17 protein-coding genes are annotated in these 20298 nt (G+C 63.1%); 10 read left to right on the forward strand and 7 right to left on the reverse strand.

Features of this window, described 5'->3' with window-relative positions:
- Positions 1-61 precede the first annotated feature (61 nt).
- Positions 62-301, forward strand: coding sequence for a tautomerase family protein (locus HT585_RS16940; protein WP_176354012.1), 240 nt, complete (start codon positions 62-64; stop codon positions 299-301).
- A 175-nt stretch (positions 302-476) separates the two neighbouring features.
- Here the strand turns inward: HT585_RS16940 and HT585_RS16945 are convergent, their stop codons facing one another.
- Positions 477-1682: an MFS transporter gene (locus HT585_RS16945; protein ID WP_176354013.1), complete on the reverse strand. Its 1206-nt coding sequence runs from the start codon at positions 1680-1682 to the stop codon at positions 477-479.
- A 130-nt stretch (positions 1683-1812) separates the two neighbouring features.
- Between HT585_RS16945 and HT585_RS16950 the strand changes: the two genes are divergently transcribed.
- Positions 1813-2394 (forward strand): TetR/AcrR family transcriptional regulator, encoded by a 582-nt coding sequence (locus HT585_RS16950; RefSeq protein ID WP_176354014.1) that lies wholly within the window; start codon positions 1813-1815, stop codon positions 2392-2394.
- On the opposite strand, the gene HT585_RS16955 is transcribed toward HT585_RS16950, so the two are convergent.
- The 3 genes from HT585_RS16955 to ilvD all read right to left on the reverse strand — a co-directional run bounded on the left by HT585_RS16955 (position 2395) and on the right by ilvD (position 9730).
- On the reverse strand, positions 2395-2799 hold the full coding sequence (locus tag HT585_RS16955) for a ribosomal maturation YjgA family protein (protein WP_176354015.1): 405 nt from the start codon (positions 2797-2799) through the stop codon (positions 2395-2397).
- A 530-nt stretch (positions 2800-3329) separates the two neighbouring features.
- Positions 3330-7661 carry a cadherin-like beta sandwich domain-containing protein gene (locus HT585_RS16960; protein WP_246707783.1) on the reverse strand — a complete coding sequence of 1444 codons (4332 nt, stop codon included), beginning with the start codon at positions 7659-7661 and terminating at the stop codon, positions 3330-3332.
- Positions 7662-8056: 395 nt separating this feature from the next.
- Entirely contained in the window at positions 8057-9730 is a 1674-nt protein-coding gene (gene ilvD, locus HT585_RS16965) for a dihydroxy-acid dehydratase (RefSeq protein WP_176354017.1), read from the reverse strand.
- Between the two features lie 111 nt (positions 9731-9841).
- On the opposite strand from ilvD, the gene HT585_RS16970 reads away from it, so the two are divergent.
- Positions 9842-10750 carry a LysR family transcriptional regulator gene (locus tag HT585_RS16970; RefSeq protein WP_176354018.1) on the forward strand — a complete coding sequence of 303 codons (909 nt, stop codon included), beginning with the start codon at positions 9842-9844 and terminating at the stop codon, positions 10748-10750.
- A gap of 60 nt (positions 10751-10810) precedes the next feature.
- On the opposite strand, the gene HT585_RS16975 is transcribed toward HT585_RS16970, so the two are convergent.
- Positions 10811-11296 carry an Lrp/AsnC family transcriptional regulator gene (locus HT585_RS16975; RefSeq protein WP_176354019.1) on the reverse strand — a complete coding sequence of 162 codons (486 nt, stop codon included), beginning with the start codon at positions 11294-11296 and terminating at the stop codon, positions 10811-10813.
- A 95-nt stretch (positions 11297-11391) separates the two neighbouring features.
- Between HT585_RS16975 and HT585_RS16980 the strand changes: the two genes are divergently transcribed.
- The 7 genes from HT585_RS16980 to HT585_RS17010 all read left to right on the forward strand — a co-directional run bounded on the left by HT585_RS16980 (position 11392) and on the right by HT585_RS17010 (position 18275).
- Positions 11392-12873: an aminotransferase class V-fold PLP-dependent enzyme gene (locus HT585_RS16980; protein ID WP_425513752.1), complete on the forward strand. Its 1482-nt coding sequence runs from the start codon at positions 11392-11394 to the stop codon at positions 12871-12873.
- A gap of 60 nt (positions 12874-12933) precedes the next feature.
- Positions 12934-13755 (forward strand): MBL fold metallo-hydrolase, encoded by an 822-nt coding sequence (locus tag HT585_RS16985; RefSeq protein ID WP_343214013.1) that lies wholly within the window; start codon positions 12934-12936, stop codon positions 13753-13755.
- A 97-nt stretch (positions 13756-13852) separates the two neighbouring features.
- A complete protein-coding gene (locus HT585_RS16990) occupies positions 13853-14629 on the forward strand; it encodes a sulfite exporter TauE/SafE family protein (RefSeq protein WP_176354021.1) in 777 nt (258 codons plus the stop codon).
- A gap of 164 nt (positions 14630-14793) precedes the next feature.
- The gene (locus HT585_RS16995; RefSeq protein WP_210270435.1) at positions 14794-15567 is read left to right on the forward strand and encodes a MurR/RpiR family transcriptional regulator; all 774 of its coding nucleotides are present in this window, start codon (positions 14794-14796) and stop codon (positions 15565-15567) included.
- Between the two features lie 163 nt (positions 15568-15730).
- Positions 15731-16498 (forward strand): DUF899 domain-containing protein, encoded by a 768-nt coding sequence (locus tag HT585_RS17000; RefSeq protein ID WP_176354023.1) that lies wholly within the window; start codon positions 15731-15733, stop codon positions 16496-16498.
- A 278-nt stretch (positions 16499-16776) separates the two neighbouring features.
- The gene (locus HT585_RS17005) at positions 16777-17367 is read left to right on the forward strand and encodes a 3'-5' exonuclease (RefSeq protein WP_176354024.1); all 591 of its coding nucleotides are present in this window, start codon (positions 16777-16779) and stop codon (positions 17365-17367) included.
- Between the two features lie 200 nt (positions 17368-17567).
- A complete protein-coding gene (locus tag HT585_RS17010) occupies positions 17568-18275 on the forward strand; it encodes a response regulator transcription factor (protein WP_176354025.1) in 708 nt (235 codons plus the stop codon).
- A 98-nt stretch (positions 18276-18373) separates the two neighbouring features.
- Here the strand turns inward: HT585_RS17010 and HT585_RS17015 are convergent, their stop codons facing one another.
- Positions 18374-19342 (reverse strand): hypothetical protein, encoded by a 969-nt coding sequence (locus tag HT585_RS17015; RefSeq protein WP_343214014.1) that lies wholly within the window; start codon positions 19340-19342, stop codon positions 18374-18376.
- Positions 19343-19389: 47 nt separating this feature from the next.
- The gene (locus HT585_RS17020; protein WP_176354026.1) at positions 19390-20292 is read right to left on the reverse strand and encodes an SMP-30/gluconolactonase/LRE family protein; all 903 of its coding nucleotides are present in this window, start codon (positions 20290-20292) and stop codon (positions 19390-19392) included.
- Between the last annotated feature and the right edge of the window lie 6 nt (positions 20293-20298).

The following is a 20298-nucleotide window of genomic DNA, read 5'->3' on the forward strand; positions in this document are numbered from 1 at the left end:
GACAGTGAAGGAAGCAAGTGCCCCGCCAAAGACTGAACACTTTCCAAAAATGGAGACTGCCATGCCTATCGTCACCGTACAGGTCACACGTGAAGGAACGTCCGCCGATCGCAAGTCGGTATCAGCAGAAGAGAAGGCGGCCATCATCAGCGGCGTCAGTGACGTGCTGCTGAACGTGCTCAACAAGCCGCTTGAATCGACCTATGTCATTATCGAGGAAGTCGAACTCGACAATTGGGGTTGGGGCGGCATTCCGACCGCGCAATATCGGGCTCAACGCTCTGCGACGGCGAATTCCTGACGCCTTGGCGCCAGATCCCGGCACTGCCCTAAAAGCGCCGGCGGCGGCAACGGCGCCGGCGCTTTTCATAGCCATGGAATAAACGCTGGCCGCGTTCGTTCTTCCGTCCACACGAACGGTTCAATCGAGAACGGCTTTCTGCGTTCCCACGGTTGCCAGCGCTGGCGACGATCGGTCATGAAACCACCGACACCTCGACCCGTCGCTCGCGGCTTGCCACCAACCCTGCGACGGCCGTGACGATGATGACGGCCGCGTAGATGTCGGTCGTTGCCTGGAAACCCAGCGTCTTTGCCAGGAACCCTGCGGCCATCGCCGGCAGGCTGAAGGCGAGGTAGCTCTGGATGTAGAAGGCCGACAGCAGCCCGGCACGCTCATCAGCCCTGGCGAGCGGCATGATCGAGCCCATGATGCCGAGAAAGCTGGTGCCAAAGCCGGCGCCGGTAAGCAAGGTGCCGAAGATGATGACAGGGACGTTTGCGAGATGCGTGCCGGCAACCACGACAAGCATGCCGATCGTCGTTGCCGAAACACCGAAGGTCACGTTCGACCGGGGAGCGCAGGCGCGGCGCAGGAAGACGCTGATGGCGCCCGCCGCCATCAAGGCAGCGACAACGGCACCACCGGTCAAGGGTGTCCTGCTGCCGGTGACGGACGCGACCAGCGACGGCATCAGCGAGAGATAGAAGCCGCCAAGCGCCCAGTTGGCTATGTTGATCGGCGTCACCAGCGCAAGCGGCCGCTTGATCTGGGCCGGAATGGCGATCGTCGGCTTGAGCGAGGAGAGCGCGCCCAAGCGTTTTCCGCCCGTCTCCGGCGTCAGCCATATCGCCGCTGCCAGCAAGACAAAGCCGATCAGCAGCAGGCCATAAACGAGATGCAGCGGAAATGGCCCGTACTGAATGAGAGCACTGGTTCCCAAGGCGCCGACGGCCATGCCGATCAGTGGCGCCAGCGAATTGACGAGTTGGCCCTTCACCCGATCGACGTCGACCAGCGCCGCGCCGATCGAGGCGCCGGCGATACCGGTCGCAAGACCCTGCACGATGCGCGCCGCAACCAGCCAGGACGGTGCATCGGCAACGACGAAGAGCGCCATCGCCGCGATTTCGAGCAGCAGCGCACCGAAGATCACCGGTTTCCGGCCGAGGTGGTCGGATATCGACCCGGCAATCAGCAGAGCCGAAAGTAGTGCAAAGGCATAGACCGCGAAGATCCCGGTCATCATCGCAGGCGAGGCTGCAAAGCTCTCCTGGTAGATGCGGTAGAGCGGCGTCGGCGCCGCCGACGCGCCGAAGAAGGTGGCAAGTGTCACTGCGTGAAACGCGATGGGGTTGGCGGCGGGAGAGCCACTCTCACTGGAATTGGCAGAGGAGAACATCTATATAGCCTTTAACGCTAATTTATTGCGTTTAGGCGATATAGGAACCAACAGAGACAAAAGCAAATAATTTGCGTTTATGATGCTGTGAGCGTTTCTGATCCACACGCAGCGGACGGAAGGAAGGTCTATGGCAAGCAGGGAAGGTCTGCGCCCGGGAGGGCGGAGCGCCAGGGTGCAGGCGTCGGTGCACGGCGCCGTCCAGGCGCTGATGACGAGAATGGAGCGCGGGGAAATCACCATTCCTGTGATCGCCACGGAGGCAGGCGTCACGCCGTCGACCATATACCGCCGCTGGGGCGACATTCAGGAACTGCTGGCGGATGTCGCTGTCGAGCGGCTGAAACCCGACATGGAGCCGGTCGATACCGGAGAAGGCGGAAAGGATCTCCTGGCCTGGGCCGAGCAATATGCCGAAGAAATGTCCTCAACGCCCGGCCGCGAAATGATACGCGACGTGCTGGCGGCGCAGGATGGCAGCGGCGCCTATCAGTGCTGCAACTTCACCAAACAGCAGATCGAGCTGATCGCTGGGCGCGCGAAAGATCGTGGCGAAGCCTTTCCCGACGTCGACGACGTCATGGACCGGGTCGTCTCGCCCATCATGTACCGTATCCTCTTTGGGGAGGCGCCGGATGCGGCCCATGTCACACGTCTGGTGTCCGGCGCAATGCAGCTGATTTCGCCTGCGTCGGTCGGCGAACCCACCTGATCAGAGTTTAACGTCTGTGATAGAGCGCCGTTGCCGGAAGCGCTTGAGCGTCGCTAGACCAAGGACGATGACCGCGCCGAGCCCATAGGCGAGCATATCCCACCAGTCCGGCGTAGCGCCGATCACGATCCTCATGATCGGATTGGCAATACGGATATCGAGCATGGCCGCCAGATACTGGGCAAACTCGATGGTCACACCCAGCAGGAAGGCGACGCTGGCGAGCAGTTGAGGTCGAGCCTTCACGATTGAGCCGAGCGTGCAGTAAACCCAAATGACGGCAAGGACGTCGCCGGAAAAACCGCGAACCCATCCCCAGCCGGCCCCACGGGTTGCCAGCAGAACGAGGATGACGAGCAGCAGGATGGAAAACACGAAAGTCGTGCGATCGAAATGAAGTTGCATGGCAAGCGATGTAACGGGACGCTACCTGCCTGTCGAGCGGCGAAGCAAAGCAATGGACGCCGTCGCGAGCAGCAATTCTGCTGCCTCAGGCTGCGCAAGTCCGGAACAGCCGCGGCACAATGCGAGCCGTTTCACGTGCAGAAAGAAATGCCGGATCATCATCGGCGAGCGCGAAATCGTCGCGGATGCCAGACGGCTGGACATGGATCACTCCCTTGACTGGCACGCCGGTGGGCGGTTGACCCGAGTGCCGACGGCCCCGTGGCAATTTCATGAGTTTGCTAGTCAAGTTAAAGCCGTGTGTCCAGTGCAAATTGAGGGTATGAAGGCCCTTTGGAACGGCGTTGCAAGCCTTGGGCGCAAGGCGGCGGAGGCTGGCAATGTGCGATTGAGCATTAGGCGGAATGTGCGGTCCGACGACCGCATTTCCTCGAAGTGGCCCGGAGCCCGAAACCAATGGAACAGCCGCTGTCGAAACGACAGCGGCTGAGGAAAAATGGCCTATCTCGTCTGAACGTTGGAGGGCCGTGCTAGAACCGGCCACCGACCCCGACGCGCGCGCCGACATAGGCTTCGCCATCCCCTTCGACGGTGGCGCGCAGCATTGCGTCGACGACCCAGGCCTCGTTTGCCTGTAGCGACACGCCCGCCAGCACCGAGCCGAACATGCCGCTGCCATCGAGACCGGAATATCCGGCCGAAGCACCGACCCGTGGCTTGAGCGCCATCTCGTTCTCCAGCGTAAACTGCCGCTCGATCTCTGCTCCGAGGCTCACCCGGAACTGTTCGAGCGCGAAGCCCTCGAGACCAACCTCGCCACCAGCGTCATTCCGGACACCGTAGTCGTCGACATCCTCATTCAGATAGACGGCGCGCAGCTTGGGTGTGACGATCGTATCCTCATCCAGATCCCATTGGCCGGTAATGGAGCTGTCCCACATCCAGCGACTGCTATCGAATGAACCATCGAAGAAAGCGGTGTCGATGTCGTTGTCGGAGCCGCCATAGAGAAGGCTGGCATTGAAGAAGATGCCCGTCGTGAGCTCGAGCGAGGTATATGGGCCGGCAAGCCAGCCGGTACCGCGGATCTCGGCGTCATCTTTCGTCGGATCGGTCATATGATCGACGTGGAGAGAGAAGCCGACCAACGCCTTCTCGTTGAGAAGATAGTCGACGCCCACCGAAAACAGGCCAAAACCGCCCCAGCGATCGTCATTCTGTTCGCGGTTGTGAAGCATCATCGTAGCATCGAGCCAGACGTTCAACGGCGAAACTTCGCCGCCCTCGATACCATCCGCCGCATTTCTCGCCGCTTCGAGCTGTGCCAGGCTGGTGGCAAAGCTCATGCCGACCCCGTCCCTCGAAGGGGACACGCGCATCGTCACCGGATCGGCTGCAGTCAGCATCCGTCTCCGATCCAGAAGGCCCGGCACCTGGATGCTCGACGCCAGGAGATTTTGCCGGGCCTGAACAAAGCCTCGCACGAGGCTATCGATCTCGCCGACGACGGCATCCGCATCGAAGCTCAAATTGTAGGTGATCACCCCGACATTGGAGGAGCCGGCGGCGGCCGTCAGCTGGTAGGCGATCTTGACCTGCCCCGAGAAAGCAGGGGCCGGTGTGAACTTGAGATAATAGCCGACCGGCGCGAATGCACCGACCTGAGCGAGTTCACCCTCGATGATCTCCGCCTTTCCGGCGTTGGCAGGCGTCACGGTCAGGACTTGGGCATCGCTGAACGGTCCCCCCGTCGCCCCGCCATTCAGGTAGACGTTTGGCGGTGATGAGCCCGCGGGAACGTTGACGGTCTGGTCGGGGGCGCTGACCTCACGCGCCGTGACCTTCAGCGTATAGGCGGCGCTCGCCGAACTGCCGGCGGCGTCGGTGACGGAAATCGTGAAGCTGTAGTCCGTGACCTCGGCATCCTCGCTGAGCGGCCCGGTCAATTCGCCCGTCGAAACGTTGAGGACCATGCCCTTGGGCAGCGTGCCTGCGCTGACGGCATAGAGCAGGGCGCCGCTGCCGCCGGTGGCGGATATCGGCTGGACATATTTCTCGCCGGCCATGGCCTGCGGAAGAGGTCCTGCCGCCGGCGTGAATGCGAATGTGGCAACAGGTGCTGCCCGGGTGACCGTGACCGCATAGGTGTTCACGGAGCCGTCCTCAGCCGTCACGACCGCGGTCACCGTGTTCGAACCGACGGCGAGCGAAATCGGACCGGACGCCGCACCCGACGCGACCGCCACCCCGTTGACGGTGACCGTCGCCGCCGCGTCGCTGACAACAGGTGTCACCGTCAACGACGTCGTCGCATTGGGAACCGAAGCGGTATAGGACGTCGAGCCCGCCGAAAAGACCGGGGACAGCGAGCCGCTGCTCAACGACAGGCCCGAGAGGCTGGCGTCGCTCGAAGCGGCAAGCGCACGGGTCACGATAACAGTGTAGCTCGTCTGCGTCGTGCCGTCCTCGGCCGTGACCACCGTCGTCACCGTGTTGGAACCGACCGCAAGCGCGATCGCTCCGGACGCGGCACCCGAAGCGACGGCCACGCCGTTGACCGCTACCGTCGCTGTTGCGTCGCTTGTCTGCGGTGTCACCGCCAGCGACGTCGTCGAGTTGGAAACAGACGCCGTGTAGGACGTCGTGCCCGATGCGAAAGCCGGCGACAGCGTGCCGTTGCTCAGGCTCAAGCCCGACAGCTCTGAGTTCGCCGAAGCTGCACGGGTGACCGTCAGCGTATAGCTCGTCTGCGTCGTACCATCCTGAGCCGTTACCACCGTCGTGATGACATTGCTGCCGACTGAAAGCGTTACGGAGGCCGAGGCAGCACCCGACGCGACTGTCACCCCGTTGACGGTGATGGACGCCGTCGGATCGCTTGCGGTCGGCGTCAGCGTCAAGGAGGTCGTCGCATTGGGGACCGAGGCCGTGTAGGCCATCGTGCCCGTCGCAAACGCCGGAGACAGCGTACCGCTGCTGAGCGACAGGCCGGACAGGCCGGCATTCGTCGACGGCGCGCGCGTCACCGTGACCGTGTAAGTGTTCGTCGTGCCGTCCGCGGCCGTCACGATCGTGGTCAGCGTGTTGGGGCCGACCGAAAGCGAGATCGTACCGGACGCTGCGCCCGATGCGACAGCCACGCCATTGACCGTGATCGTCGCCAGTGGATCGCTCACCGCGGGCGTCACCGTCAGCGACGTCGTCGCGTTGGGGACCGAGGACGTGTAGGTCGTCGTGCCGGTCGCAAACGCCGGCGACAGCGTGCCTGCGGACAGCGAAAGCCCGGACAGGTCGGCATTCGACGATGCGGCGCGGGTCACGGTCACCGTGTAGGTGTTCACCGTCGTACCATCCTGCGCGGTAACGACCGCCGTCACGACATTGTCGCCGACGGCAAGCGCGATCGGGCCGGAGGCAGTGCCCGAAGCGACTGCCACACCATTGACAGTGATCGTCGCCGTCGCATCGCTTGCCCCGGGCGTCACCGTCAGCGACGTCGTCGCATTGGGGACCGAGGACGTGTAGGTCGTCGTGCCGGAAGAAAACGCGGGAGAGAGCGTACCAGCGCTCAGGCTGAGGCTCGACAGATCGGCATTCGCCGACGGCGCACGCGCTATCGTGACGGTGTAGGTCTTCGTCGTGCCATCCTGAGCCGTGACCACGGTCGTGACGACGTTGTTGCCGACCGCAAGCGCGATTGGCCCGGAGGCCGAACCGGAAGCGACCACTGCGCCGTTGACGGTAACCGTTGCCGTCGTGTCGCTGACCGTGGGCGTCACGGTCAACGATGCCGTCGCATTGGCGACCGAGGAGGTGTAGGCGGTCGTCGCGGAAGCGAAGGCGGGCGAGAGCGCACCGGCGCTCATGCTCAGGCCGGACAGGTCGGAATTGGAAGAGGCCGCACGGGTTACCGTCACGGTATAGGCCTTGGTCGTGCCATCGTGGGCGGTGACGACGGTCGTTACGACATTGTCGCCCACGGCAAGCGCGATCAATCCGGAAGGGGCTCCTGATGTAACCGACGTGCCGTTGACTGTGACCGTAGCATTCGCATCGCTGATCGTCGGGGTCAAAGTCAGTGACGTCGTCGCATTCGGCACCGAGGCCGTATAGCCGGTCGTACCAGAGGCAAACGAGGGGGACAGCGTGCCTGCGCTTAAGCTCAGGGCGGACAGATCAGCATTCGCCGAACGCGCGCGGGTCACCGTCACGGTATAGGTCTTTGTCGTCGTGCCGTCTTCGGCCGTCACCACCGTCGTCAGTGTGTTCTCGCCGACGTCGAGCGGGATCGAGCCGGAGGCGTCCCCTGACGTAACCGCCACGCCGTTGACCGTGATCGTGGCCCCGGTGTCGGTGACCTTGGGTGTCACTTTCACCGACGCTGTCGTGTTGGGAACAGAGGCCGTATAGGTCATCTCGCCCGACGTAAAAGCCGGATCCAGCGCGCCGGCGCTCAGCGCGAGGCTTTGCAAGGTCGCATCCGCCGACGGCGGCCACGAGCAACTGACCGTTGCCTGCGCCGTAGCACCACTGAAGTTACTCCAGGCATAGACTACGTACTTGCCACCGGCGGGCACGGTGTGCGTGCCGGTCAGGTCGAGTTCGCTGACCGATGTTCCGTACTCTTCGACGATAACGCCGTAGTTTGGCGGGGAGCCTTCTTCCGTGTAAAGCGCGAACCCCCCTCCGCTATAGCGATCATTGGCGGCATTCAAGCTACCGGAAGTTGTCGCGCGATACGTGATCACTTCACCGGCGTTCATCACCAGCGACTCATCCCATAGCTCCGCTCCGGCCGCGAGCGTCTTACCCGCGCCCCAGGTCGAGTTGATCGCCGTGCAACCAGCCGAAGGAGCCGCCATCGCCACCTGTGGCACCCCTAACGCAACGACAAACAGAGCAAACAACGCCCACAGAACAGAAACAAAACGCGACAAGATCTTACCCCTCCCGCATGAATCACCAGCGGGCTTCCCGGCGCACAACTAGCAATTGGGCAGGAGCGGGCCAACCCCCATTTCAAATATACGTAAAGTCGCATTTTCCTATCGTTAACCGCCTTTTAACGAATAGGGACTGCTGCCCCGCGCGCCGTCGGCTGGGCAAAAAGTGCCTGGTTCTTGGAGCTGGCGGCAAAGCAGCCCCAGGTCTTGCCTGGGAGCATCGGCCTAAATGACCGATGCCGCTTCACATAGTGGAGACAACAGCATGGAGCCTTCGCAAACCCGGCGTCGGATGGCGGCGGTTTGCGGTAGCTTCACCCGGTCACCGCCCCCTCGTTGGCCGGTCGGGCCAGGGCTGCAAACTTTGCCAGTACGCCGCGTTTGTAGCGGGGTTCCGGCTGCCGCCACAGGGCGCGTCGCCGTGCCAGTTCTTTCGGGTCGACATCGAGTTGCAGCAGTTGTTGATGGGCGTCGATGACGATGCGGTCGCTCTCTTCCACCAGCGCGATCGTACCGCCCTCGAAAGCTTCCGGCGTGACGTGGCCGACGACCATGCCCCAGGTGCCCCCGGAAAAGCGGCCGTCGGTGATGAGCCCGACGCTGTCGCCGAGGCCCCTGCCGATGATGGCCGACGTCGGCGCGAGCATTTCGGGCATTCCGGGACCGCCTTTCGGCCCGAGGTAGCGAAGCACGAGGATGTCGCCCGGCCTGATCCTGTCCGACAGGATCGCGTCCATCGCCGATTGTTCGTCCTCGAAGACCCGCGCGGGCCCGCTCATGACAGGGCTCTTCAGGCCGCTGATCTTCGCCACAGCGCCACCTTCGGCCAGGTTCCCCTTCAGCACCGCCAGGTGGCCCTCGCGGTAGATCGGTCTTTCGTAGGGCCGGATAACCTCCTGGTCCGTCCGTGGCTGGTCCGGAACGGCTGCAAGCTCTTCGCCGATCGTCCTGCCCGTGATCGTCAGACAGTCGCCGTGCAGCAGACCCGCATTCAGAAGGATCTTCAACACCTGCGGCACGCCGCCCGCTCGATGCAGATCGATGGCCATGTACCGGCCCGACGGTTTGAGGTCGCAGAGGACAGGCACGTTGCGGCGGACGCGCTCGAAGTCGTCGAGTGTCCACTCGACCTCCGCCGCATGCGCGATCGCGAGGTAGTGCAGCACCGCATTGGTCGATCCGCCGGTTGCCATGATCAGGGCGACGGCATTTTCGATCGACTTGCGCGTGACGATGTCCCGGGGCTTGATGCCCTTCTTGACCGCTTCGACCAGGACACGGGCCGATTGAGCAGCGCTGTCCAATTTCTCCTGATCGGGGTTGGCCATATTGGACGAATAGAGAAGCGACATGCCGAGCGCCTCGAAGGAGGAACTCATGGTATTGGCGGTGTACATGCCGCCGCAGGAGCCGGTCGACGGACAGGCATTGCGTTCGATGCCCTCGAAATCCTCCACGCTCATCTTGCCGGCCATGAAGGCGCCGACGGCCTCGAAGGCGGAGACGACGGAAAGGCTTTGCCCCTTCCAGTGACCGGGCTTGATCGTGCCGCCGTAGACGTAGATCGCCGGAGCATTGGCCCGCAGGATGCCGATCATGCCGCCCGGCATGTTCTTGTCGCAGCCGCCGAGCACAAGCACGCCGTCCATCCACTGTCCCTGCACCGACGTTTCGACGCAGTCGGCAATGACTTCGCGTGACACAAGCGAATATTTCATCCCTTCGGTGCCCATCGACATGCCGTCGGAGATCGTCGGCGTCCCAAAGACCTGCGGATTGGCGCCGGCAGCCTTGATGGCAGCCACCGCGGCATCCGCCAGCGGTTGCAGCCCAGCATTGCAGGGCGTGATCGTCGAATGACCGTTGGCAATGCCGATCATCGGCTTAGCGAAATCGGCCTTCTCGTAGCCGAGTGCATAATACATCGCCCGGTTGGGGGACCGTGCGACGCCTTGCGTGATGTGTTTCGATCGCTCGTTGTAGGCCATTGCATGCTCCCTCTTTTGGTTCGAGGGCGAGTTTACTGGCCTTCATGAGGCTTGTGAAATATACTTTTGACGCCAGAATAAGTCGCAGAGCATATCAATCCGGACCGAATTATGGATTTGAGACAACTTCGCCAGTTCGCCGCCGTCGCTGAAGAACTGCATTTCGGCCGCGCGGCCACGCGCCTCAACATGACCCAGCCGCCGCTCAGCCAATCGATCCAGGCATTGGAGAAGGAACTGAACGTGCAGCTCTTCAAGCGCACCAAGCGGAGCGTGGAGCTGACATCTGTCGGCAGGCAATGGCTCGCCCACGTTCGCCAGGTGCTCGACGGCGCGAACGGCCTTGCCGGCACCGCAAGAAGGCTGTCGCGCGGCGAGATCGGGGTTCTGCGTCTCTCCTTCGTCAGCACAGCCGACTACAGCGTGCTGCCCTCCATGGTCAGCCGCTATCGCGCGGCCTATCCGCATGTGGAATTGACGATGCGCGAAGCGACCAGCGATCTCCAGATTGATGCTCTGCTCGATGAAGAGATCGATGTCGGGCTGATCATCGCCCCCAGCCGGGCGTCCCTCCATCCGACACTTTCCTACCGGCCACTCTTGCGCGAACCGCTGATCGCTGCGGTGCCCACGGCCTGGACCGAGGAGGGACGAATGGGCTTTGCCGGAAGCGCTCTGGAGCCGGCCGACTTCTTCAAGGCACCCCTTATCCTCTTTCCGCGACGGGCTGCACCGGCCTTTCATGACATCGTCTCGGGATATTTCGCCGAGCACGGAATGGCATTCTCGACCCACCAGGAGGCCATCCAGATGCAGACGATCGTCGGTCTGGTCGCATCCGGGCTTGGTGTCGCTCTGGTCCCCCTAACCATGACCAATCTTCAGCGGCGCGGCGCAACCTATTTGCCCCTGGCAGGCCGCGTGCCGGAGGTCGAGACCGGCCTTGCTTGGCGCAGTGCAGACCAGAATCCGGCCCTCGAAACGTTCCTTGCCGCGGCGGTGGCGGCCGATAGCGATTGAGAATGCGGCTTCTGCCGATCGGACTGAAGCGCAACGGCGTCTCTGGAATGTCGCGGAACGCTACCGCACGAGACCGCGCAGGTCCGGCATGCGATTGCTGATGATGGTTTCCATCGAGAAGAAGCCGGTGACCGTCATCAGGTCGAAATCGGTGATGAGCTTCTGATAGAAGGCGTCATAGCCGGCCATTCCGCGTGTCACCACCTTGATCAGATAATCCCAGTCGCCGCCGATCCGGTAGAGGTCCGTTACCTCGGGCAGCCGCTCGACATGCGTGCGGAAACTGTCGGCCCATTCCTTGGAATGGTGGCGGGTGCGGATCATCACGAACACCGTGAGGTCGAAGCCGAGCGCAGCGACATCGATCGCGGCATGGGTGCCGAGCACCAGTCCGCTGGCATTCAGCCGCTGAAGGCGCCGCCAGCAAGCATTCTGCGACAGGCCGACTCGGTCGGCCAAATCACGCTGCGACATCGTGCCGTCCTTTTGCAGGCAGGACAGAATCCGCATATCAATATCGTCAATCTTTTCCATTTTACCGATCATATGACCCGAATTAGACTCGTTCCAGCATAAGAATGATGAGGTTTGCATGCAACCGATCGATTAGACTTATCGTCTGTCCGACCCGGGAGGAAACGATGACGATGCCGTGCCCACGCCAGCCACGCATGAGCGGCCCGCTCGATGCGTTTCGGGAAAGCCTTGCCGGCGACGATACAATCGCGGCGCTGCGGGCGGGGCTGGTCGGCAAGACTGCCAAAATCGAGGGTCCCTTCGGCGTCAAGAACCTCGTCTATGCCGACTATGTCGCCTCCGGCCGGGCATTGATGCAGATCGAGCAATTCATTCTCGAACAGGTACTGCCCTACTACGCCAACAGCCACACCGAGGCGTCCTACTGTGGCGGCGCGATGACCCGGCTGCGGCGCGATGCGCGCGCGGTGATCGCCGACTGCTGCGGGGCCGGGCCAGAGCATGCCGTGATCTTCGCCGGCTCCGGTGCTACGGCCGGCATCAATCGGCTTGTTAATCTGCTGGGGGTCACCGAGGCGGTCTCCACTGGGCGGCGCGTGCGCATCCTAATCGGCCCCTATGAGCATCATTCCAACATCCTGCCCTGGCGCGAAAGCGGCGCCGAGGTGGTCGAGATTGCCGAATGTCCAGCGGGTGGGCCGGATCTCGTCGCACTCGAGGAAGCGCTGAAGCAACCGGCCGATCTCACGGTTTGCGCTTTCTCCGCCGCCTCCAATGTCACGGGCATCGTCACCGATGTTGCAGCCGTCACCCGGATTTCCAAGGCCGCAGGTGCAAAGATGGTGTGGGACTATGCCGGCGCCGGCCCCTACCTGCCGATCGACATGTCGCCCGACAAGGACGCGGCAATCGATGCCGTGGTCGTCTCGCCGCACAAGTTCATCGGCGGGCCCGGCACGTCGGGCGTCCTGATCCTGCGACGCGACGCGGCTGTCACGACCACACCCTCGTGGCCCGGCGGCGGCACCGTGAAGTTCGTTTCGCCGACCGGCCATGACTACACCCAAAGCCTCGAGGCACGCGAGGAGGCCGGCACGCCGAACGTCGTCGGCGATATCCGCGCGGCACTCGCCTTTCTCGTCAAGGAGGCGATCGGCGCCGAGGCAATGCAGGCGCGAAATGCCGAGCTGACCCGCCGCGCAATCGCCGCGTGGTGCGGCAACGAGCGACTGGAACTGCTTGGTCCTCTCGGACCGAAGCGGTTGCCGATCTTTTCCTTCCGCGTCAGGGACGGCAAGGGCGGCCATGTCCACCAGCAACTGGTGACCCGCATGCTCAGCGATCGCTTCGGCATCCAGGCACGCGGCGGCTGCGCCTGCGCCGGACCCTATGTGCACCGACTGCTCGGCATCGACGACAAAGAGTCGCAGCGCCTGCGTGAGGCCATCCTTTCAGGACAGGAAATGCTGAAGCCGGGTTTTGTCCGACTGAACTTCAGCGTTCTTCTTTCAGATGAGGAAGTGGCGTTCATCCTCGAGGCCGTGGCACAGCTTGCAACCGACGCGGTCAGCTACGAGCAGCACTATGATTTCGATCCGGCACGCGCCATTTTCTTCCCGCGCGCAGCCCTTGCAATAGGGGCGTGAGCGATGACGAGGCCCGACATTGCGGCTTTCTTCGATCCGCGAACCTGGTCCGTCCAATATGTGGTCAGCGATCCGAAAACGCGCGCCTGCGCGATCATCGATCCGGTACTGGACTTCGACGAGAAGTCGGGCGCGATAGCGACGGCCAACGCCGATCGGCTGCTCGACTTTGTTCGCGCGCAAAACCTGGACATCCAGTGGATCCTGGATACCCATCCGCATGCCGACCATTTTTCGGCCTCCGCCTACCTGAAGGCCAAGACCGGCGCACCCACGGCCATCGGCGCGCATATCACCGATGTCCAGAAACTGTGGGCCGACATCTACAACTGGCCAGGCCTGAAAACGGACGGATCGCAATGGGACCGGCTGTTTGATCGCGGCGACACGTTCCGGATCGGCAGTCTCGAGGCCGGGGTGATGTTCTCGCCGGGCCATACGCTGGCATCGATCACCTATATCGTCGGCGACGCGGCCTTCGTGCACGACACGGTGTTCATGCCGGACAGCGGAACTGCGCGCACCGATTTCCCCGGCGGCAGCGCCAACGCGCTGTGGGCGAGCATCCGCGATATCATGGCTCTGCCTGACGACACCCGCATCTTCGTCGGCCACGATTATCAGCCAGGCGGCCGGGAACCGCGCTGGGAAAGCACTGTCGCCCTGCAGAAGGCGGATAACATCCATTTGACGCGCTATGCCTGCGAAAGCGAGTTCGTCGCGTTCCGCGAGGGACGGGATAGAACGCTGCCGATGCCCAAGCTCATCCTCCACGCCCTGCAGGTCAACATCAACGGTGGCCGGCTTCCGGAGCCCGAGAAAAACGGCCGGCGCTACCTGAAATTCCCGATCGACGCGCTGCGAGGCGCAGCATGGTCCTGACGCCTTTCCCTTCGAGACAACGCTCGGCAACAGGGCTTTCCACCGGCCCGGATGCATCGCCGATATCGTCGTTTCACGCTCGACGGGGCTGGACACGATGACGCCAGACGTCGTCCAGTTCGTCCTGGCAGCACTGTGCGGCGGTCTCGTCGGTTTCAGCCTGGGATTGTTTGGCGGCGGTGGTTCGATCCTGGCCGTCCCCCTTCTCGTCCAGGTCGTCGGGGTCAGCAACGTGCATGTGGCGATCGGGACCAGCGCCGTCGCGGTTGCGGTGAACGCGCTGTCGGGACTGGCGATGCATGCGCGACACGGCACGGTGAAATGGCGCTGCGCCGCGATGTACTGCATTACCGGCATTGGCGGCGCATGGATCGGCGCAACGCTCGGCAAGGCCCTGGATGGACAAAGGCTCCTGCTGCTGTTCGCGGCGCTGATGGCTGTCGTCAGCCTCACCATGCTGCGACGACGTCACATGGTCGGCGATCCGGCATCCAGTTGCACGCCGAGAAACGCGCCAAAAGTGCTCTCCTTCGGAGCTGGAACCGGCATCGTCTCCGGCTTCTTCGGGATCGGTGGCGGGTTCCTGATCGTGCCGGGCCTGATGGTTTCCACCGGCATGCCGACGATCAACGCAGTCGCCACATCACTGGTCGCCATTTCCGCGTTCGGCCTGACGACCGGGGCAAGCTACACATTCTCCGGCCTCGTTGACTGGCCGCTCGCTTTTTCATTCATCGGCGGCGGAGCACTTGGCGCGCTCACGGGTTGCCGCACCGCCCACAGCTTCAGCAGGTATCAATCCACGTTGAATCTCCTGTTTGCGGCACTCACCTTCGCCGTCGCAATCGGTCTGGCGCTTTATGCCTTGCGGTAGGATCGCTGGCGCGTGCCGGAGAGCGTTTCGGCGGCACTCTGGCGCCGCAGGACAATTCCCCACAGAGAACAATGTCTGTCACCTAGCCGACGTCAGGTTGTATTCCGCATGTGCGAATGACGCCTCATGACACGAGCCTCCGAGACGTCGGTACGATGGGTCCCATGCTGGATTTGATCAGGCAATCCCTGCCCCAGTTTACGCCCGCCGAGCGCAGGATCGCGGAAGCGATCCTGGACACGCCGAGCACGGCGATCACGGATGCTGCGCGCGTCGTCAAGGTCAGCGAACCCTCGATCATCCGCTTCTGCCGCAGGTTCGACTGCGACGGCCTTCCGGATTTCCGCCTGAAACTTGCCCACCAGCTTGCCGTCCGCCAGTCCACCGCGACCATCGCCGAAAGCGGAACCGATCCGTTCGCCGGCATGGTGGACGACATCTTCAATCGCGCGGCGGAAGCGTTGCGGGAGACGCGGCATGACCTCGACCTCGATTCCCTGCGTCGCGCGGTAAGCCTTCTGGCGCGTGCCCGCAGGATCGACGTCTATGGCTATGGTGGATCCGGCTTCCTGGCAGGCGAAGCCCTGCATCGCATGGCCTGCCTCGGGATCGCGAGCGTCGCCTATTCCGATCCGACATTGCAGATGGTTTCGGCGGCACGCCTCTCCCCCTCAGATGTGCTGTTCGTCCTCTCCTTTTCCGGCCACACCAGCTATCTGATTTCCAACATCGAGATCGCCAAGAAATCGGGCGCGCGCGTCGTCGCCATCTGTCCTGGCGGCTCCATCGTCGCCTCGCTTGCCGACGGGAACATCAATCTCAATGCCTACCGCACATCCGCGGGGCCACTCATCGTTCCGACCGGCCGCGCGCCCATGTATGTGATGCTGGACGTTCTCATCGCGCTGCTGGCTCCTGAACTCGGCAAGACCGATTGAACCCTCCCCGGTCAGGTCCTTGCTGTGATGCCCTGGGCCTGCCCCGCCGGCAACCGCAATGCCGTCATACTTGTTACTCCCATAGGACCGGTTCCGGTGCGAAACTGCCTCCAGAGCAATCTCGGGCGAAGACGCCCGCGCCAACGAGGAGGTTTCAAACGCCATGACGACATCTGCGGAAAAAGGCGGACACCCCGCCATGCTGACACCACCGGTCGTGTCGCCACGGGCCTGGGAAGAAGCCCGCCAGCAGCTGCTGGTGAAGGAAAAGGCCCAGACTCGCGCCCGCGACGCTCTTGCCGCCGAACGCCGGCGCATGCCGTGGATGACCGTGGAGAAGGCCTATGCCTTCGACGGCCCTGCAGGCAGAGCCAGCCTCGCCGACCTGTTTGCCGGCCGGCGCCAGTTGATCGTCTACCGTGCCTTCTTCGAACCGGGCGTTTTCGGCTGGCCCGATCATGCCTGCAGAGGGTGCTCCATGGTCGCCGACCAGGTTGCTCACATCGCCCACCTCAACGCGCGTAACACCACGCTTGTCTTCGTTTCGCGCGCGCCGCAGGTCGATATCGCGCGGCTCAAGGCGCGCATGGGCTGGGAGATCCCGTGGTTCACCGTCACCGATGATTTCGAAGCCGACTTCGGGGTCGCCGAATGGCACGGCACCAACGTGTTCTACCGCGACGGCGAGCGCGTATTCCGCACCTACTTCATCAACAACCGCGGCGACGAACAGATGGGGGGCACCTGGAACTATCTCGACATCACGCCGCTCGGCCGGCAGGAAATCTGGGAGGATTCGCCTCCCGGCTATCCGCAGACGCCGACCTACAAATGGTGGAACTGGAACGACAACTATGGTGTGGACGCCGAGCCGGACAAGAAATGGGTCGAAGTGTCGGAAGCAGGCGAAGCGGCGTTCCGGGACCAGTAAAAAACGAGACGCCATGAGCGTGCCGATCGCACACGACAGGCGTTTTGCCGGCCGTTGATGCGCGCACTATCGGAAAGGGTCCAAAAGTGCAGGGTATGACATCGGGCCCGGGCCGGACCGGCCGTATCCTCGCACTCGCGCGTTTGTCGCGCCAAAACTCCACGAGCTTTGCCGAATCGCTCGCATACCGCTAAGGCATTCGTCGCGCGTTCAACGGGACGGGCGAAGGGTGCTGCAGCGCCTCGGTCCTGCTGCACAAGACCAGCCGGAAGAATGCCTTGAAGACTATCGCCATCGATTTCGAAACCGCCAACGAGCAGCGCGGCAGCGCCTGCTCCGTCGGTCTGGCATGGATCGAGGATGATCGTGTCGTGCGGGTCGAGGAACGGCTGATCCGCCCGAAGACAATGCGCTTTTCCTCCTTCAACATCGCCATTCACGGCATTCGTCCGGAACATGTCGAAGATGCGGGCGAGTTTCCCGAGGTGATGGACGAGTTCGCCGACGACTTTCGGGGCGCGACCATGATCGCCCACAATGCCGCCTTCGATTTTAGCGTCTGGCGTTCTTGTCTCGATCTCTACCGGCAGGATTACCCGGACCTGTCCTATCTCTGTTCTGTGAAGATGGCGCAAAAGGTCTGGCCGCATCTCGGATCGCACAAGCTCAACATCCTGGCCGGCCATCTCGGATTGACCTTCGCCCATCACAACGCTGCCGAAGATGCGGCCATCTGCGCCGAGGCGGCAATTGCAATTGCCCGATCTCTGCGTGTTCCGCAGGTCAGCGACGTACCGACGGCGATTGGCATGAGGGCCGGCCGATTGTTTGCCAACGGCTACGACCCCTGTACCTGCCGCAAGAAGTGATCGGCCGACAGTCAGTCCGCCCGGCAAAGGCACCAATGCGGCCACGACCACAGTGCGACCCATGGGGCATGAAATAGCAATTCTGCGGATCAACCGACGAAGCCTGCTCACTGGACAATGCACGGAAAAGCGGCCAGAAGGCAGCGACTGAAAACGCCACCGCGACCCCTCCATGACGGGCGCTTCCGCCTCCGCAAAAGATGTCCGTTCCATGCGCACGCGTTCTGCTGGTCGAAGATGATAACGAGTTGCGCGAAGGGCTTGCCGAATACCTGCGGCTCAACGGCATCGAGGTCGTGGAAGCCAACTGCGGCACAGCCTTCCACAGGGCGATGCGCGCGGAGCGTTTCGACGTGGCAATTCTCGACCTGAACCTGCCGGATGCGAACGGATTTGAGCTTGCCGCCAGCCTTTCGCCGGATCGTACGCGACCAGGCGTCATCATGCTCACTGCCCGCACCCGCCCGGCGGACCGCATTCGCGGCTACGCCGAAGGCGCCGACCTCTACATGACAAAGCCGGTAGCCGGCCAGGAACTGTTGCTCGCCGTGCGAAATCTGGTTTGTCGCATCCGGGCTTTCGAAACGGCAACGCAGGAAGCCGTGCGACAGCCCCGGCGGTTGAATGTGCGAATGCGACGCCTGACGGCGCCAAACGGCCGCAACATCGAACTGACGGGAAGGGAAACCTTGCTCGTCGAACAGTTTGCCGGACTGGACGGAAAACCGGTTTCGCGCCACGTGCTTGCAGATGCCATGAAATACGGAACACAGAGTGCGGAAAGCCGTGGCCTTGACGCCGCTCTGCGGCGGTTACGCCAGAAGATTATCGATGCCGGATTGGAGCCGCCCGTGGTCGGCATCCAGAACATCGGTATCAGGTTCACGGACACTCTCGCACTGACGTGAACCCGGTCGGCAGGCCCCGAAGTTCGCCTGTCGAGCGCGGACAAACCAACGGGACATCGCGACTTCTTTGTCAGGATATTGACGAGACGGGGGCGTTTTCAGCCCAAGGCTGCGGCTTCAACCGAGAGCCGGTAGCGCGTGATGAATGGCTGATCCGGATGGAAGGACAGCGAGGTCGGGGCGGTCGGTGAAGCCACCGGGTTGTCGGCCGTCGACACGGCTGGACCGAGGTCGAAGGCCGCGCAGACCGGCTCAACGCCGAGGGCCAGATGTTTGCCCTCCCAAGGATAGGCCGTCCGGCCGCGATTGCTGTACCAGAGCAGCAGACTGGGGAAATGCTCTTTCTGCCATTCAAGCCGCGCGCGAAACCCCTCGTCACGATAGTGCAGGGCGACCACGCCATCGATACCGACAAGCTGCAGCAATTCTTCGGCATTGCGGTCAAGCGGCACCGACCCGCCGTCGATAAGGCTGCCATCGCGGGCATCAACGCCATCGAGGGTCGACCATTGTCGACCCGGCGCAAACAGGCCAGCGTCCGGCTCCACATCGCCGGGAAAGCTGCGCACCTCGTCATACCTTCCGGGTTCGAGCCTGACGGATCGGGCGCGCGGCGTCAGACGGAAGGTGGGGTGCAGGCCGATGGGCAACCTGCAGGGTCGCCGCACCTCGATTTCGAGCGTGATATCGATAGCGGCGGCCTGCGGGTCCGGGACGATGCGCCGGCACAATTGGCGCACCGGATGACCGTCGGGATAGCTGCACGTCAAATTGACCTGCCGCTCGTCGCAGTCGCCCCAGCTCCAATGCACGTTCGACCCGTGGCCGTGCGGCACGTCGGCGCCGGCAAAAGTCTCGCCTGCGTCTGACCAACCTTTCGGCAGCGGGCGTGAACCGTCGCTGCCGAAGGGCACGCAGGGCCACTCGCCGCGCAATTCCCGAAGGATCGGCGGCAGCGTCGCTCGGTTCGGGTCCTGACCCCAGGGCGCGACATGCAGCGGGCTGACCTGCCGCCCATCGGGCAACAGGAAGGTGACCGGCCCCAGCATGCCGCCGAGGGACTGCACCGCCAGACATCCGTGCGCCCAAGCCAGGCCGCGCCTTGTCGTCTCCATCATGTCGAAACCGTGCTGCCAAAGCGGTTTTCCGCCAGTCCAGGGGTCTCGACTTCCAGGGCAAACAGGCTGCCGGCAAGCCGTTCCCCAGGCTTTGAGAGGATGCTGGCCGTCGTGACGTAGAGCGTCTTCAGGTCGGCGCCGCCAAAGGTACAGGTCGTGATATTGGTGACCGGCATTTCGATCACCTCCGCGACAGCACCTTCAGGCGACAGGCGCGCGATGCATCCGCCGCCGAAACGGCAGTTCCAGAGATAGCCGTCGCTGTCCATCGCCGAGCCATCCGGCGAACCGCGGGAGAAATCGGCAAGGAAGGGCCGTTCGTTCGAGATCGAGCCATCGGCCACTGCGTAGTCAAAGGCGTAGATCTTGTTTGCGAGCGTGTCGGCGAAATAGAAAGTTCTGCGATCGGGGCTCCAGCAGAGCGTGTTGGAAATGCCGAGCCCGCGTCGCCATTCGCTCACCGCTCCATCCGGCGCGATGCGGTAGAGAATGCCCTCGCCTGCCGCCGTCTCGCCAAGCTCGCCATCGGGCAGCACGTTGTTCTTCATCGACCCGACCCAGAAATTTCCCGCCGGATCGGCGCGCCCGTCATTCAGGCGCACGCGCGGGTAACTGGGCAAGCGGAAGCCTTGATCCTCGCGCCGGTCGCCTTCCGGCCACCACCAGACGAGCTTGGAAGCGAGCGCCAGAAGGAACCGGCCGGGTTCGTCGGTCAGCGAGACCGCCACGACCGGCTCGTCGAACAGCCAGGAGCGGACCGAGCCGCTCGCCTCATCATAGCGGTGGACGAGGAAGCGATTGATGTCGCTCCAGTAGAGTGCCTGCTCGGATGCCGACCAGACGGCGCCCTCGCCGCATTTGTCGCCGACCGGGGCGACGCAGGTGACGGACCTCTCCATCCGCGC

It is taken from the genome of Ensifer oleiphilus (assembly GCF_013371465.1).
Classification (GTDB): domain Bacteria; phylum Pseudomonadota; class Alphaproteobacteria; order Rhizobiales; family Rhizobiaceae; genus Ensifer; species Ensifer oleiphilus.

What these genes read in the sequence shown, in the direction of transcription:
- HT585_RS16990 (WP_176354021.1), top strand. Translation starts at nt 13,853, where the DNA reads ATGACGCCAGACGTCGTCCAGTTCGTCCTGGCAGCACTGTGCGGCGGT.
- HT585_RS16960 (WP_246707783.1), bottom strand. Translation starts at nt 7,661, where the DNA reads ATGGCGGCTCCTTCGGCTGGTTGCACGGCGATCAACTCGACCTGGGGC.
- HT585_RS16995 (WP_210270435.1), top strand. Translation starts at nt 14,794, where the DNA reads ATGCTGGATTTGATCAGGCAATCCCTGCCCCAGTTTACGCCCGCCGAG.
- HT585_RS16980 (WP_425513752.1), top strand. Translation starts at nt 11,392, where the DNA reads ATGACGATGCCGTGCCCACGCCAGCCACGCATGAGCGGCCCGCTCGAT.
- HT585_RS17010 (WP_176354025.1), top strand. Translation starts at nt 17,568, where the DNA reads ATGTCCGTTCCATGCGCACGCGTTCTGCTGGTCGAAGATGATAACGAG.
- HT585_RS17000 (WP_176354023.1), top strand. Translation starts at nt 15,731, where the DNA reads ATGACGACATCTGCGGAAAAAGGCGGACACCCCGCCATGCTGACACCA.
- HT585_RS16955 (WP_176354015.1), bottom strand. Translation starts at nt 2,799, where the DNA reads ATGCAACTTCATTTCGATCGCACGACTTTCGTGTTTTCCATCCTGCTG.
- HT585_RS16970 (WP_176354018.1), top strand. Translation starts at nt 9,842, where the DNA reads ATGGATTTGAGACAACTTCGCCAGTTCGCCGCCGTCGCTGAAGAACTG.
- HT585_RS16940 (WP_176354012.1), top strand. Translation starts at nt 62, where the DNA reads ATGCCTATCGTCACCGTACAGGTCACACGTGAAGGAACGTCCGCCGAT.
- ilvD (WP_176354017.1), bottom strand. Translation starts at nt 9,730, where the DNA reads ATGGCCTACAACGAGCGATCGAAACACATCACGCAAGGCGTCGCACGG.
- HT585_RS16975 (WP_176354019.1), bottom strand. Translation starts at nt 11,296, where the DNA reads ATGATCGGTAAAATGGAAAAGATTGACGATATTGATATGCGGATTCTG.
- HT585_RS17020 (WP_176354026.1), bottom strand. Translation starts at nt 20,292, where the DNA reads ATGGAGAGGTCCGTCACCTGCGTCGCCCCGGTCGGCGACAAATGCGGC.
- HT585_RS16950 (WP_176354014.1), top strand. Translation starts at nt 1,813, where the DNA reads ATGGCAAGCAGGGAAGGTCTGCGCCCGGGAGGGCGGAGCGCCAGGGTG.
- HT585_RS16945 (WP_176354013.1), bottom strand. Translation starts at nt 1,682, where the DNA reads ATGTTCTCCTCTGCCAATTCCAGTGAGAGTGGCTCTCCCGCCGCCAAC.